Here is a 15,254-nt window from a genome sequence, read left to right as displayed (position 1 = left end):
GATCAAAAGAGAGATTGTTGAGTTTATCCAAAAAGTATTGCTCCCTGGTTTTACTAGGCAAAACCTTCCCTCTCCGATTCGGAGAGGGAAGACTTGAACTTTAGTTCAAGGCAGGGAGAGGTTCGTCTAACTCACGTTTAACAGATTAATCACGAGCTTGTCGCGTCACCAAACCCCCAACAAACGCCCCTAAAATAGTTCCTGTCCATAATCCTGTTGTGCTACCTTGCCATATTGCTCCAGGTGTCATCCAAGCGTTGCACATCACCTGGAAACCCCAAGATTGGTTTTGACACTTTTGCCTATGCAGCATTATGGTGATTTGCCCACTAGTGTAAGCACCAAAAAAACCTGATGATAGTGCCAAAAAAGTGCAAATGAAAATTCTATTTTTTGTCATTTGTCATTTGTCATTTGTCATTGGGCATGGGCAAGAGGACTTGGGGACAAGGAGAATTGGGGACAAGGGGAAAGACTTGTTTCAAGTTCTCACCTCTTGTCCCCCTGCTTCCCCTGCCTCCTCATCCCCAATTCCCCATTCGCAATCAACCCGTATTTCTCATCCCGGCTGCAATCCCATTAATAGTTAACAATGCACCTCGCAGTAACTCGCCTTTGCTGTAACGAGAATGGATAACTCCAGAAGTGGCATTAGTATTCATAGACTGGCGTAGGCGCTTGAGCAGGGAAACTTGGATAAATCCCAAGGGGACAATTGTGCCATTGCGTAACTGCACAGATCGTTGCAAGACAGGATCGCCATCTAACAGTTGATTGTGATCGGTGATTTTTAACACCAAATCTCTTGTGAGATAAAACTCGCTGGCAATTTGGTCAAAAACCTTGGCAAAACGAAGTTTATCTTCTGGTTTTGACAATTCCTGAACGTAGTGATGTGCCATTTGCATATCTACTTTTGCCAAAGTCATCTCGGCTTTAGAAATCACCATCTTGAAAAAGGGCCACTTAACGTAAAAGTAGCGCATTAATTTCAAGTGTTCTTCTGGTTCTGCGTTCAAAAACTCTTGTAACGCTGTGCCAACGCCGTACCAGGAAGGAAGTAAAAAGCGGGTTTGCGTCCAGCTAAATACCCAAGGAATAGCTCGCAGACTGCTTAAATCTTTCTTACCAGATGGGCGACGGGCTGGACGAGAACTAATTTGTAGCTGGCTAATTTCTTCAATGGGGGTTACTTGATGAAAAAAGTCAACAAAATCAGGCTGTTCGTAAATTAAAGCCCGATAATGTTGCCGCGATCGCGCTGCTAATTCTTCCATAATCTCATTCCAGGGTTCAATATCATCAAACCCTGTTCGCAGTAGGCTAGCTTGAATCACAGCAGTGGTGATGGTTTCCATGTGGTACAAAGCCAAGTCCAGCAAAGAGTATTTGGAAGCCAAAACTTCTCCTTGTTCGGTAATCTTGATTCGCCCATTGATACTATGACCCGGTTGAGCCAAAATTGCCTCGTAAGCAGGGCCACCTCCCCGCCCTACAGAACCGCCGCGTCCGTGGAAAATCCGCAAATTTATATCGTAGCCTTCTGCTATTTGTTGCAGTGATTTTTGGGCTTTATGAATTTCCCAGTTGCTGCTTAAAAAACCAGAGTCTTTGTTGCTGTCAGAATACCCCAGCATCACTTCTTGCAAGTTAGGGGTGAGGGGGGAGGGGGAGGCAGGGGGGGCAAGGGAGGATGAATTTTCATCAGTATCTTCTGCTTTTGCCTGTTCGTAGCCGCCGGCTAGCAAAGCGCGATATAACGGGAGTTCAAACAGTTTCCGCATAACGCTTCTGGAGCGTTGTAAGTCTTCTACTGTTTCAAATAAGGGGACAACTTGAATGGTTCCCACGGCTATGGCGGGGTCAAAAAGTCTGGCTTCTTTGGCTAACAGTAATACTTCCAGCACGTCGCTCACGTCGCGGCACATGCTGATAATGTAAGTTTGGCAGATATTTAGACCAAATTCTTGTTGCAGCGATCGCACGACGCGAAAAGTTTCAATTACATCGTTGGTTTTTTCAGAAAATGGCAATTCTGCTGGAATTAATGGCCGGCGGGTTTGCAGTTCTCCTGTGAGCCAAGCTACTTTTTGCTCCTCAGATAGTTCGTTGTAAGGTTGAGGTAATATTTGCAGGTATTGTAGGATCTCATCCAGCGCATCAGCATGGCGGGATGATTCTTGACGGATATCTAGCTGTGTCAAGTTAAAACCAAAAATTTCTACCTGACAGATGAGATTTTCTAAATCTCGACAGCTTAAACCTGTTTCTGTCAAGTTACGCTGAATCATCCGCAGTTCTGCTAAAAAATCGTCTCCCGAACGATACAGGGGACTATCTTGATTTTTTGGCGTTTCCCGATTGTACAAAGCTAGATTGCGATCGCGAGTATTTTCTAGCCGTTTCAGTACATAAGCGAGTTTCAGCCGATAGGGTTCTTGCCGATAACGCAGCGCCAGTGCATCATATACCTCACTCAACTGGGACTGATCTAACTCTAGAGATTCCAGCAAATCTGGTAAGACATCACTCCAGTGCATCGACACACTCAACAATTCAATCAGATTTTTCACTGACTGAATATATCTCCCCAGCACCATTTTGCGCTGATAGCAAGCTGTTTGCCAGGTGATTTCTGGTGTAACTGATGGGTTCCCATCCCTATCTGAGCCGACCCAAGAGCCAAAAGAACAAAAGTTTTTACTTGGTGGTTCTAGCCACGGAAAGGTATTGGATAGCGTATGTTTGAAACGTTTATAAAGTTGGGGAATGCCATCAAATAAAACTTCTTGGAAGTAGTGTAGGGCATAATCTACTTCATCTAGGACAGTAGGTTTGAACTGGTGAAGTTCGTCGGTGCGCCACCAGAGGCGAATTTCTTCGAGCAATTGTTCGCGGACATCTGCTGCTTCCCAAGCATATCCGCCACCTGTACCACCAGCATGGTTTTCTAAGGTATCCAGTTTTTGCAAGAGTTGTACCACCTGTCGCTGCTTATCTCGGATGGTATGACGAACAATTTCCGTCGGGTGTGCTGTGAAAACTAAGCGCACATCCAGATGAGCAATGAGACGTTGAATTTGTTGGGGTGGTACATTCAATTTGAATAAATAGGGAAACAAAGCAGCGAAAGTCCCTTTTGGTTTGACTTGCGCTTTTTCGAGATAATTCTTTGCCAGCAATTCTGCTGCTATTCCCTTGCTAACAGGCGCATCATCTTCTCTTTGATTGGACGAGTAATTGACATTAGATGCTCTTTCTGCATCTGTAGGCTCTGTTTCTGCCTCATAGCGGCTCAATTGCTGCCTTTGCTCGTATTCCTGCTCTATGATGTTAATCAGCTGAAAATACAGAGCGAAAGCACGAGCCGCGCGGATTGCTTCGTTGATATTTAGTTGTTCAATTAATTTGACGGCTGAGGATGCTTGGTCATTTGTTGCCTGTCCTTCTGGCGAACACAAATCGCGCAACTGCCGCAACAAGTCTACCATGTTTTGACCGCATTCTTGCCGGAGAACAGACTCCCACAATTCTTCCACTACCTGGAGACGATGACGCAAAAATAATTCCGACACCGGGTATATATCCGCAGTTTGAGACGAAGAGTATAAAAGGGAACCCATATTCTCTATCTTGTAAAGCTAATAACTGTTTACGCTTCTAGGTTTTCTACTGAATGCTCATCGGGTTATTCCTGAGCAAATAATTATTCGGTGTATATTTTCTAAGTTTGATTAGTTTCGCGCTCCTCTGGGAAGTCGAGAATGGGTAGGCGATCGCCTCGAAACAATTCTTCACTGGCTTCCCCTATGCTTTCTAGTGCCCTTACGGTGGTTTTTCCGGTAATGAGCAGCAGTAATATAGACGCTGTACCTATTTGTAAAAGGAACGATTGGGGAATGGTAAATAAATCGAGATGGGATGGCGGGTTAGTTGAGGGTTCTTGGTTGGCAGGAGGCATTGCTAATTTTTGGTTATGGGAATTGATTTAGGAGTCATTTGTCATTGGTCATTGGTAAGGGCTTTAAACCTATTTACGTTTCGTAATATACTTGGTTTTTTTGCGCCAACTTACTTAGGAATTAGGATGAATCCAACAATCGAGGGATGGAGTTGAAATGAGATAAGCTTGTTGGTTATTTCACCTATTAGGGGCGTTAGCGCAATGAAACGCAAGTCTAGCTTTAAAGGACAAGTCATTAGCCAGTCATATAGAATTATTCTGACTCCTGGCTTCTGTACAGACGCAAAATCGTGTCTCTCTTGTACAAACGCGATTAATCGCGTTTCTCCTAACTTCTGATTTATGACTCCCTATTAGTAAAATAAACGCAAAACTCAATATTAGTCAGACTTACAACCTGTACAAGACTATCTTGGCCGATTTTGTAAGCTACGAAGGTAACAAAATTGTTAAAAAAAAACGTCAGAGTGTGATAGACCTATGGTTCTAGTTTACAAGTGCAGGCACTATCCCCCAACCATCGCTTCCTGTAAAGTTAACTTCCCATGAAAACAGTATTACCAGATCGCCAGCAATCCTTAGTGCAATGGGTGAGCCAAGCCACAGGGATTAACACTTTCGGGGTGAAAGTCCGGTTACGGGGAAATGACCTTCATATTCTTTGTGAAGGTACTGAATGTCCGCAGCGTTGGCGTACTTTGTCTGATTTGCTGCAAGCATTACAGCAAACAAACTTAGATATTCTCACAAGCAGCGAACAAACCTCAATATATCAAGTATTTGTCTATGGCCGAAGAAAAGGGGAACAGCGCCCCAAATGGTGCCATCGGGTTTACTTAAATCAAATAGATAAGCATCTTGAGCAAGTGGAGCAAGCCTTGCTAGCAGATGCGGAAAAATCAAAACAGTCGGGTGGGGCGCTAATTGTCTCTAACGAAAGTTTGGCACGCCAAGGGAACCCAGAGGCGATCGCTAGATATCTCAGCGAAACTTTGAGTACGTTAGGTGTATCGGTACAGGCAAAGATTAAGCCATATCAGCCAAAGAACTCTCAGCCGGAAGAAAACCGCCTGTGGATATTTTGCCAGTCGAGCTATAGCCCTGATGCCTCATTGCTTGCAGAACCAATAGCAGAGAAGTTGCGTTATCTCAAGCTTTCTGGCTACCAAGATGCCGTAATTGTTTCCCAGGTAAGCGGCGAAACTGCCCCTGATTGGTTGCTGCGTGTCGATTTGACCCCATCAGAGGTAATGCTGAAAGAATGGGCGCGTTGGGGTGATATCCAAGCGATCGCTCGGCTATTAACTGAGGTATTGTCAGGATTAAAAGTTGCTGTCCAAGCTTCTCTGAAAGAATCAACTCTACACATCTTTTGTACGCCAGCTTTTGATCCTTTAGGAACTGCGCCAATCCCAGACAAGGCAGTGTGCTTAGAGGCGATTGTACCCCAGTTAGAAGCGATCGCACCTCAAGGCATTCTCGCCGCCACCATCTACGGGCAAAAAGCAGGCGACAAGCAACCCACTTGGATTGATTGGCTAGCTTTACCCGCCACAACCTATCCCGCCTTTGCCACATCACCGCTAGATTTAGCTAATACTGGCGATGAACCAGCCATCACATTTTTACTGGAGCGTTTACTCAATCCTGACCTAGATTGGCGTTTATTGACAGGTGGAATTCGCGTCCTCTTACTGAACAAAAATGATTTACTGCACATCATGTGTGATGCACCTGTTTGTCCAGGTCGTCAACAAGTAGCAAGTAAAATTACGCAGTTTATCCGCCATTTGAAAATTCCCGGTATTATGGGGATACGTATATACGGTCGCCGGGCTGGGAATAAAGAACCTTTTTGGCACTATGGCGTTGATCTTGAACATCGCCAACGTTTAGTACCAGAAGCAACACCAGAATTCGCTGCCACTTCTAAATACGTCGATGATTTGATACCCTCTGAGACTAGTGAACCAATTTTGCGCCCAGACTTAACAACAGAAGAAGTTCAAAGTTTTGTAACAGAAGTAGCGCGAGATTGGATAGCAACGGCGAGTGCAACCGCGAAAAAGTTCCTGTTAAAAAGCCAGCTATTTACCGAAAGCCACCAGTTAGCAGAAGAAAATCCTGACGATCAAGGACTTAAGATTGCTCTAGTTTGGGGGACACTGGGATTATTACTCACTCTCCAAACTGATTGGGTATTGGGTCGAATTACTGCACAGACTAAACCGAGTTTGCCAAAAGTTGCCAGTGTTTTACCTTCATCATCTGGACAAAAGGCATCTTTAACATCTGAAAAAACTCAGAGTGAGAAAACGGTATTTTTTAGCAGCAGTTCTAAAACAAAATCTCCTGCAAATCAGAGTTCTGTATTTAATGCTTCTGAGTTTACTCAAAGTGATGATACTTCGACAAAGAATTTGGCAGCCGCACCACTGAAAGAAAAAGCAACCGCAACAGCTATTCTTTTAGCAGCGCGATCGCAAATGCCAAGTTTCAATGTCAGACAGTTAGATGAGCAGCTAGCACTGTATAAACAACGTTTAGCGAGAACTGGTACACCGCCCGATGTGTTGATTATTGGCTCTTCCCGCGCCCTCAGAGGAGTAGATCCAGCAGAACTTTCTAAAGCTTTAGCGACTCAGGGCTATCCCAATATTGACGTGTTTAACTTTGGGATCAACGGTGCTACTGCACAAGTTGTAGACTTTGTGCTTCGTCACGTACTGGAACCATCAGAACTGCCTAAAATAATTCTCTGGGCGGATGGGGCCCGTGCTTTCAACGGTGGACGCGAAGACATTACCTTTAAATCCATCGCTGCATCAGCTGGTTATAAGCAAGCATTACAAAAGAACCCAAAAATCGCAAATAGCAGCGAATCGCCCGAAAATCAGGAAAGTTCGCCAGAAGAGAAGGTAAAAGAAGAAAAACAGGAGATTAGCACATATCAAGCTGTCAATGATTCGTTAAATCAGGGTCTAGCATCTCTTTCTGCTAGCTATCAAAACCGCGACCAAATTAAAGGCTTATTGCAAAAACAATTGCTTATATTTGGTAGTAATCAGACAGTTGCATCACAAAAACAGCTAACAGATGGAACTTCAGATGAGAGTATTTCCCAGCAAGCAGTTGATTTTGATGGCTTTCTACCTTTGTCTATTCGCTTCAATCCTGCTAGATACTATCAAAAACATTCTAGAGTTACCGGAAATTACGACAACGACTATAAATCTTTCCAAGTAGAAGGACAGCAAGATGCTGCTCTTCAAGAAGTGCTTCAGTTTACCCAGTCTCAGAAAATTTCCTTAGTGTTTGTCAATATGCCTCTCACGGCAGATTATTTAGATCCAGTGCGTAGACAATATGAGCAACAATTTCAGCAATATATGTTGCGTCTAGCTACTAATCCCAATTTTATTTATCGGGATCTGAGCCAAAAGTGGCCCAAAGCACATGACTACTTCTCTGATCCCAGCCACCTTAACCGCTTTGGAGCATACGAAGTCTCCAAAAAGCTGGCTAATGATCCGATGATTCCCTGGCCAGTGAAGTAGGTAAGTGGGGAGTAGGGGAGGCAAGGGGACAAGAGGACAAGGGGACAAAGAGAATAATTAATGCCCAATGCCTAATGCCCCATGCCCAATGACAAATGACAAATAACAAATGACTAAAAAATGAACTTTATATCAATTTTTTATGGTCTTTTCTTGTTGAGTGTTTTAGGAATTTACTGGTCTTTAGCACAACAGAAATTACGATTATGGACGCTGCTAATTGCTAGTTTGGTTTTCTACGCATCTTTGCATATCCAGTACATACCATTGCTATTAGCATTGACGTTTATCAATTTCCGTTTGGGGCTAGAGATTGGGAAAAATACATCACCAGGAAAACATTCTCTTGACTGGCAAATTTCTAATGAAGAGTGGCAATTTGCCCAAGGTGACTGGAATCGCCGTCGTTTAAAAGTTTTGTGGTTGGGTATAACTCTAAATGTCTTACTATTATTAGCTTTTAAGTATCTAACCCCTCTATTTAAGTTTGTTTTCAATATCCAAGCAAACTCACCAGATAGCTCTTTTAAATTGATTGCACCTTTGGGAATTTCATTTTTCACTTTTGAGTGTATTGCCTATCTAATAGATGTCTATCGTGGTGCGCCTGCTACCGATCAGTTTCTTAAATTTGCCACTTATAAATTATTCTTCGCCAAACTGATTTCCGGCCCGATTACGCGCTACCACAACTTAGCAAATCAATTCAATACGTTAGACTTTCCCAGTGCCGATAGAGTAGCAGAGGCACTGTGGTTAATTGCTAGAGGTGCAGTCAAAAAAGGTATTTTTGCAGACCACCTAGGAATTTTTGTCGATTTATGTTTTGGTAACTTACAACGGGCCGGTAGTACCGATCTCTGGTTAGCAACATTCGCATACGGTTTGCAGTTATATCTAGATTTCAACGGTTACGTAGATATTGCCCGTGGTAGTGCCTTACTTTTCGGCTTGGTTCTACCTGAAAATTTTGATTTTCCCTACTTCAGCACCAGTATTGGAGAATTTTGGCGGCGCTGGCATATCACTCTCGGAGATTGGCTACGTAACTATGTCTACTTTCCTTTGGGTGGTTCGCGTCGGGGTTTAATCCGCACCTGCTGGAATTTATTTACTGTGATGCTAATCGCTGGTATCTGGCACGGGGCTGCTTTAGGTTATGTAGTTTGGGGCATATTCCACGGGTTAGCCTTGGTGGTTCATCGACTTACAGATGCTATGAGCGATCGCTTTGAAAATCTGGAGCAATTCTGGCAAAATCCTCTAGGTATCTTCGTCGCTTGGTTTTTGACCCAACTGATGGTTTTTACCTCTTGGATTTGGTTCCGTCTACCTAATCTCCAAGACTCTTCTTTAGTAATCCGACACCTTTGGCGTTATCCTGCTGATGCCCAGTTTGCTCAAAAGGTCTATGTGGATGCTTTAAATATTAGCCAATACCAACTCACTTGGGTGCTGCTAACTTTAGCTGCTCTGATGGCTGTAGTCTATGCCTTTAACCGGATGCTGAAGTTAGAGTTTAACTGGCCCATTAAGCTTGTCTTTGTCCCTCTATGTTTCTATGCTGTTTGGTTATTAGCTCCTGAAGGCAGTTTGCCCTATATCTACTTTGATTTTTAAGTTTCTAGAAACAATGAACTGCAACATAAGACAATTTACAACTTATTATTTCGTTACAATTTATCCTGGCTATTTGTAACGGAATGTAAAGAGAATAAACTAGGCGATCGGTTTAATTTTGCAATAGCTTAGAAAGCTTTAATCGCTTACTTTTATCACTATTATTTATAGTAGAAAAACTTTACATTTCGACGATCTTGTTAAAGAATTCTATTACAGAATATTAAGCCAAAGATCGCGTCCAAGTAATTTCATGTAGACTGTAATTCAACAGGCAAAAGAAAATCTGCTTGTTCCATTTTTAACAAAAAATAGCACTTATAAAACAATGACCACAACCTTACAACGGCGCTCTGGCGCTAACGTTTGGGATCGCTTTTGCGAGTGGATTACCAGCACTGACAACCGTATATATGTTGGTTGGTTTGGTGTACTGATGATCCCAACCCTACTAGCAGCTACTGCTTGCTTTGTAATTGCCTTCATCGCAGCACCTCCAGTAGACATTGATGGTATCCGTGAACCAGTCGCAGGTTCCTTGATCTACGGAAACAACATCATCTCTGGTGCAGTTGTTCCTTCCTCCAACGCTATCGGCTTGCACTTCTACCCAATCTGGGAAGCTGCTTCCTTAGATGAGTGGTTGTACAACGGCGGCCCTTACCAATTGGTAGTTTTCCACTTCTTGATCGGTTGCGCTTGCTACCTGGGTCGTCAGTGGGAACTTTCTTACCGCTTAGGTATGCGTCCTTGGATCTGCGTAGCTTACAGCGCACCTTTGGCTTCTGCTACCGCAGTATTCTTGATCTACCCAATCGGTCAAGGTTCTTTCTCTGATGGTATGCCTTTGGGTATCTCTGGAACCTTCAACTTCATGATTGTGTTCCAAGCAGAACACAACATTTTGATGCACCCCTTCCACATGTTAGGTGTGGCTGGTGTATTCGGCGGTTCCTTGTTCTCTGCAATGCACGGTTCTCTAGTAACTTCTTCCTTGGTGCGTGAAACCACCGAAACCGAGTCTCTTAACTACGGTTATAAATTCGGTCAAGAAGAAGAAACCTACAACATCGTTGCAGCCCACGGTTACTTCGGTCGTTTGATCTTCCAATACGCTTCCTTCAACAACAGCCGTTCACTGCACTTCTTCTTAGCAGCTTGGCCTGTCGTCGGTATCTGGTTCACCGCTTTGGGTATCAGCACGATGGCGTTCAACCTGAACGGTTTCAACTTCAACCAATCAATCATTGACTCTCAAGGTCGCGTTATCAGCACCTGGGCAGACGTAATCAACCGCGCTAACTTGGGTATGGAAGTAATGCACGAGCGTAACGCTCACAACTTCCCCCTAGACTTAGCTGCTGGTGAAATTACTCCTGTAGCAATGACTGCTCCTGCTATCAACGGTTAATTCTGAAGATTAGCTAAATAAAAAGCGCCCTCCAGTGATGGGGGGCGCTTTTTTGTTGGAACTATATTTAATTGGTTTTAATCAAAACAGATGGGTAGCAAATTTTTCAGCCAAACATCATCAGTAGCGCGATAATAGATATAGAGATCAAAATACTTTATATGTCCTTTTCCCCCTCCGCCTGTTGTATTGTCGTCCTCAACCAACAACAGGAGCAAAATATCTCCCACCAGAAACAGTGTCAGGATGTACCAGTTAACCACAGCAAAAGTATGGTTAAAAATTGCACTGTAGTTGAAAATGGTCGAGTCGTCGTTAAAGCCTTACAATTATCAGACAATCAGACTTCTGAGTAAGTTTCAGACATTTAAAGGATTTCATCTAAAGGTGAAACATCGTGAAAGCGGTTGTAATCAATGTAGCGATGTCCATCAGGTGCGTGGTAGAAGATATCGGCAAATTGATTATTCCACAAAATTTCATTAGCAGCATAAGTATGACGGGCATGGACTACCTGTGCAACTGTTTCATCAATGCCACTCAAAGAGACAATCAAGATAGTATTTGTCTGGATTAAGGATTCTGGTGTCATCCCATATAGAGGACTAAACTCATCAATGACATGCATCACTGACCAGCTTAAGGTGAAACTAGGTGTTTGGTTCCTTAACAGTTTGAGATCGTAGAACCGACGCATAAATTGCCCTTCTAGAGTTATTTCGTCGCGCATTAAGTAGACTCGCATCTGCGCCTCTAGAATCATATTGCGACGCTGATTAGCGGTGCGAAATATGAGAGTTGGCATTGCATCATGAGGTGTAATTACAGCAACACGACTAAAAAGCACCCTAGCTGTAGGTCGGGAAAATCGAGCAAAGGCTAGCCCCGTCATCACGGCAATTCCCACCAAACCAATCATTGCTTCAATGGTGACAATAATGTTGGCGTAAGTTGTTTTGGGATACATCGCCCCATAGCCGATAGATGCTAGGGTTTGCACGCTAAAGAAAAAGACATCTAAAAAAGAGCCTGGTCGGGCGTTGGCAATACAATCTCCTCCTATCAAGTAAGCTAGGGCAAATAGAGCATTGATAGTTATATAGAAAGTACAAATCAGCAGTAGAAAGCCAGCCCAGGGAATCGTTAACAGCAAATGGTAGGGATCGCGCCAGTAAGAATGCCATACACCCATACCCATAATCTCAAATTTTCCGTCTCGAACTTGAATCTGAATAGGTAAAATCAGACGCTGTTGTTTTTTCCGTGAAAGTCTCTTCAGTCGAAATTTCATTGCAAGTAGCCAAAAGAACGGCAACTGCTTAGTATTTTGACACTCTCTGAGCTGAAGTGATTAAATCAGCAAAAAAAATAGGATGAGCAATGCCCATCCTACTAATTTATCTGCTAGAAACTTATTTTTACAGCTTGGGTGATTGATCTTTCGAACAGCGATCAAACCACTCCTGGTATTTATTCTTGTGTGACTCATCTTCAACAGCAATGGTAACACGCACCCGATTGCAGCCATGATTTTGTTCTAGTGCGATCGCATTCAACAATAAACTAGCAGTTTTCGGCGAGTTAAATTCGCCGCTTATTGTTAAACCGCTTTCAAAATATGTACCTTCAAGTCTTTCTACTCCAGTCAAGTCAACATTAGCAATTTCCTCTTGACCTAAATCAATTTCTGCAAGTTGTTTGTGTTCTGGGCTAATTTGTTCCACAATCAGCTTTTCACGCCGGACAGGAACTTGGATCATCTGGGTTTCGATGACTTTGCGAACAATCACCTCACCAACTTTTCGCTTGCTGCTTTCAACAACTAGTCGTTCTTCTAGTAGACGAATAATCTGTTCTTCGCTGACCTCTTCTAAATCCACTGGCTCAACTGCGCTATTTTGAGTTTGATTGTTAACCAATTGCTCAGTTGGGTTGTCTAGGCGTAGCCCCTCGTAGACATCGCCGATTTTTTCTGCTTCTGAATATTCAGGCATATATTCGATTTCTGATTTGTTGAAGTCTATGAAAACAGATTTAGTCGGCTTGTCAATTTTTTTGATTCTCTGGCTCTGCAATCGAAAAAAAGAAGGATGTTTATCGACTAACTGCTCGCCATATTCTAGAGTTTGTTGATTGACCTGGTTTGATATAACTAGGTTTAGCCGTCTATTAGTATCCACAATTAAATCATGAACTACTCCTACTAGCTGACCTTGGTTATCGAACACAGCAAAATTCTTCACCCTCTTTTTCAAATCTGCTATTGAGGTGTTAGTGCCAGAATTACCGTTTGCCTGTCCAATGTTTTTTGTCATCGGTTGGCTATTCATAATATGCAAAGTTTATGAACTGCTTTTTACTTAGCTAAATTAAATGTATTGCTCATTTTAAGCTATTGGAAGCACAGGTAAAGCTGTTGAATTAGCTTTACCTGTACTGTGTCGAATTAATTATTAGCCATTAGCGATTAACTAATGACTATATTTGGTTAGCGTTCTTCAATGGGAAGATTACCAGAATTCACATCTAGCTCTTCACGACGCACAGTTTCTTGCGTTTCAACTGTGTCTTGATCTACCACCTTTCTAACTCTGACTTCTTCACGCAAAAATGCTTCTTTACGAACATCAGGAGTTTCTTCGTGAATTTCTAGACGAGCAACTTCGCCTTCACGGAAATTTGCTTCGCGTCCAGAAACGGCAGTACCTGCATCTGCTGGAGTTACACGTTCAATTACAACTCGCTCTCTTTCTACTGGCACTGCAACCCGTGCAGTATCAGTTTCAACACGCTTGCCAATCGATACTTCTCCAGTTTTTTGGCGATGTTTACTGGCAATCAGCCGTTCTTCATACAATCTCAGAGTTTGATGATCTTGCTCATTTAACCCAAATAAAGAAGGCTCATGTTCGTAATTGTAGCTATCACGATTATAAATTGGCGTAGTCGTCGCTGGTTGATAGGTTGTATCTACAGGTATTGATGCTTCTACAGGTGCTGATGCATCTAAAGTATTGGTGGAATTTGCTGGTTGACGATATACGCCACGCACCCGTTCTTCGTAATCGTAATCAAGCGCTTGACGTTCATTAAACTCAGGTAAATCTTCTGCTTGCTCTCTAGTCAAGCCAATTGTGTAGACACGATCAACGTTATAGTCGATACGGGCACGACCAATTGGTAGTAATACTTTTTTACCAAAAATCCAGAAGCCTAAGTCAACAACTAGATAGCGAAAATGACCTTCTTCGTCAACTAAAACATCGCTGACAGTACCAATTTTTTCATCAGTTCCTTGTGTATAAACCCCAAGTCCGCTAATATCGTGGCCTTCAAATGCATCACGATAGTTAGGCTCAAAATCTTCTAATTTGTAAAGTACCATTATTATTTAACCTCAATATTTTTCTTTTCAATTCATAGCATTTATGATAAAAATTTCTTTACTTCTTTACATCCTTCTGTCGAATGAATTATTTCAATAGTTAAATAACCAAAAGTTATAGTTCTTTTTCTTGATGGCAGATAAAAGCAGTCCTAAATGAATGATAATTTAAAATTTATATCCCCAACTTTTTAAAGAAGTCGGGGATATAAACACCGCGAATTTTCACCAAACAAATTTAAGAAATTAGGAATTTTGGTTGTAATTAAAATACTGTAGAGATGGTAAATTGACCTGGGCTTCTCTACGAGACGTTATCGGAAATGCTTCGCTACGCTAACATCCCCCGTCTCTACAACTTTAAAAAAATCCAATCCCCTTAAATCGCTTCATGTGTAGTACTGCCATGTTCATTCACATGTAAATTACCCGCAGTATCAACATCTAACTCTTCTCGACGAATGGTGTCTTGTGCTTCCACTATATCCCTTTCTACGACTTTCTTGACTCGGACTTCTTCACGCACAAAGGCTTCTTTACGTATATCAGGCGTTTCTTCGTACACTTCTATGCGTGCAACTTCACCTTCTTGAAACTTAAGTTCATTGGTATCTACAACGTTTCCTGCTTCTGTTGGCACAACTCGCTCAATTACAACTCGTTCTTTTTGGATAGGTACTGTAACACTTGCAGTATCTGTTTCAATGTGTTTACCAACCGTTACTTCTCCGGTTTTGATGCGCTGTTTATTTGCAATCAACCGTTCTTCATAGAGTTTGAAAGTTTGATGAGATTGCTCATTCAGTCCGTATAAAGCTGGTTCTGTCTGGTAATTGTATGTATTGCGATCGTAAGTTACACCGCTAGTTGGAGAACGAAATCCACTACGTACTTTTTCTTCGTAATCGTGATCAAAGATTGTATCTTCTTTGTACTCAACTAAACCTTCTACTTGTTGTCTGCTTAACCCATCAACATAGACACGTTTGGCAGGATAATCAATCCGGGAAAGACCAATTGGTAATAAGATTTTTTTACCAGAAAAATCTCCGCTTGTGTCAATAACTAAATATCGAAAACGACCATCATCATCAACTAAAACATCAGCTACTGAGCCAACTCTGTCTCCTCCCTCAGTATAAAGAATCAGTGATTTAACATCGTCTCCACCAAAAGTTTCTCGATAGTTTGGATCAAAATGTTCAAGTTTATGAAGAGGCATACTATGTTGTTTCCAGGTTGTTTATAACATTTAGTGTAAAAAATATTGTGCTGAGTCTCATCCTGCTGGCGACTGAATTCAGTTGAGATATTTTA

General features: G+C 42.3%; 11 protein-coding genes. 4 read left to right on the top strand and 7 right to left on the bottom strand.

The window, feature by feature from the left end:
• Positions 1–145 precede the first annotated feature (145 nt).
• From ACFFRD_RS09440 to ACFFRD_RS09430, 3 genes are all read right to left on the bottom strand, one after another.
• Positions 146–400 carry a hypothetical protein gene (locus tag ACFFRD_RS09440; RefSeq protein WP_114080459.1) on the bottom strand — a complete coding sequence of 85 codons (255 nt, stop codon included), beginning with the start codon at positions 398–400 and terminating at the stop codon, positions 146–148.
• A gap of 145 nt (positions 401–545) precedes the next feature.
• Positions 546–3,623, bottom strand: a complete 3,078-nt coding sequence (gene ppc, locus ACFFRD_RS09435; RefSeq protein WP_392481263.1) for a phosphoenolpyruvate carboxylase — start codon at positions 3,621–3,623, stop codon at positions 546–548.
• Between the two features lie 101 nt (positions 3,624–3,724).
• Positions 3,725–3,961 carry a hypothetical protein gene (locus ACFFRD_RS09430; RefSeq protein ID WP_163933134.1) on the bottom strand — a complete coding sequence of 79 codons (237 nt, stop codon included), beginning with the start codon at positions 3,959–3,961 and terminating at the stop codon, positions 3,725–3,727.
• 548 nt (positions 3,962–4,509) lie between these two features.
• Here ACFFRD_RS09430 and ACFFRD_RS09425 point away from each other — a divergent pair.
• The 4 genes from ACFFRD_RS09425 (at position 4,510) to ACFFRD_RS09410 (ending at position 10,908) form a co-directional block, all read left to right on the top strand.
• Entirely contained in the window at positions 4,510–7,521 is a 3,012-nt protein-coding gene (locus ACFFRD_RS09425; protein ID WP_179073284.1) for a DUF1574 family protein, read from the top strand.
• A gap of 120 nt (positions 7,522–7,641) precedes the next feature.
• On the top strand, positions 7,642–9,141 hold the full coding sequence (locus tag ACFFRD_RS09420; RefSeq protein WP_392481262.1) for an MBOAT family O-acyltransferase: 1,500 nt from the start codon (positions 7,642–7,644) through the stop codon (positions 9,139–9,141).
• Positions 9,142–9,469: 328 nt separating this feature from the next.
• On the top strand, positions 9,470–10,552 hold the full coding sequence (gene psbA, locus ACFFRD_RS09415) for a photosystem II q(b) protein (RefSeq protein ID WP_012411708.1): 1,083 nt from the start codon (positions 9,470–9,472) through the stop codon (positions 10,550–10,552).
• 161 nt (positions 10,553–10,713) lie between these two features.
• On the top strand, positions 10,714–10,908 hold the full coding sequence (locus ACFFRD_RS09410) for a hypothetical protein (RefSeq protein ID WP_392481261.1): 195 nt from the start codon (positions 10,714–10,716) through the stop codon (positions 10,906–10,908).
• A gap of 11 nt (positions 10,909–10,919) precedes the next feature.
• Here ACFFRD_RS09410 and ACFFRD_RS09405 read toward each other — a convergent pair whose 3' ends face one another.
• The 4 genes from ACFFRD_RS09405 to ACFFRD_RS09390 all read right to left on the bottom strand — a co-directional run bounded on the left by ACFFRD_RS09405 (position 10,920) and on the right by ACFFRD_RS09390 (position 15,159).
• A complete protein-coding gene (locus ACFFRD_RS09405; protein ID WP_392481260.1) occupies positions 10,920–11,843 on the bottom strand; it encodes an ion channel in 924 nt (307 codons plus the stop codon).
• 127 nt (positions 11,844–11,970) lie between these two features.
• Complete coding sequence (locus tag ACFFRD_RS09400; RefSeq protein WP_392481259.1) at positions 11,971–12,867, bottom strand: YsnF/AvaK domain-containing protein; 897 nt, start codon at positions 12,865–12,867, stop codon at positions 11,971–11,973.
• Between the two features lie 173 nt (positions 12,868–13,040).
• Positions 13,041–13,937 carry a DUF2382 domain-containing protein gene (locus ACFFRD_RS09395; protein WP_114080467.1) on the bottom strand — a complete coding sequence of 299 codons (897 nt, stop codon included), beginning with the start codon at positions 13,935–13,937 and terminating at the stop codon, positions 13,041–13,043.
• A 379-nt stretch (positions 13,938–14,316) separates the two neighbouring features.
• The gene (locus tag ACFFRD_RS09390) at positions 14,317–15,159 is read right to left on the bottom strand and encodes a DUF2382 domain-containing protein (protein WP_179073288.1); all 843 of its coding nucleotides are present in this window, start codon (positions 15,157–15,159) and stop codon (positions 14,317–14,319) included.
• Between the last annotated feature and the right edge of the window lie 95 nt (positions 15,160–15,254).

Origin of the sequence: Nostoc sp. C110 (assembly GCF_043099725.1) — a bacterium.
In the GTDB taxonomy this organism is placed as follows: domain Bacteria; phylum Cyanobacteriota; class Cyanobacteriia; order Cyanobacteriales; family Nostocaceae; genus Nostoc; species Nostoc muscorum_A.
The sequence above is the reverse complement of the archived record's forward strand: the minus strand, read 5'-3'. Positions and strand labels throughout refer to the sequence as shown.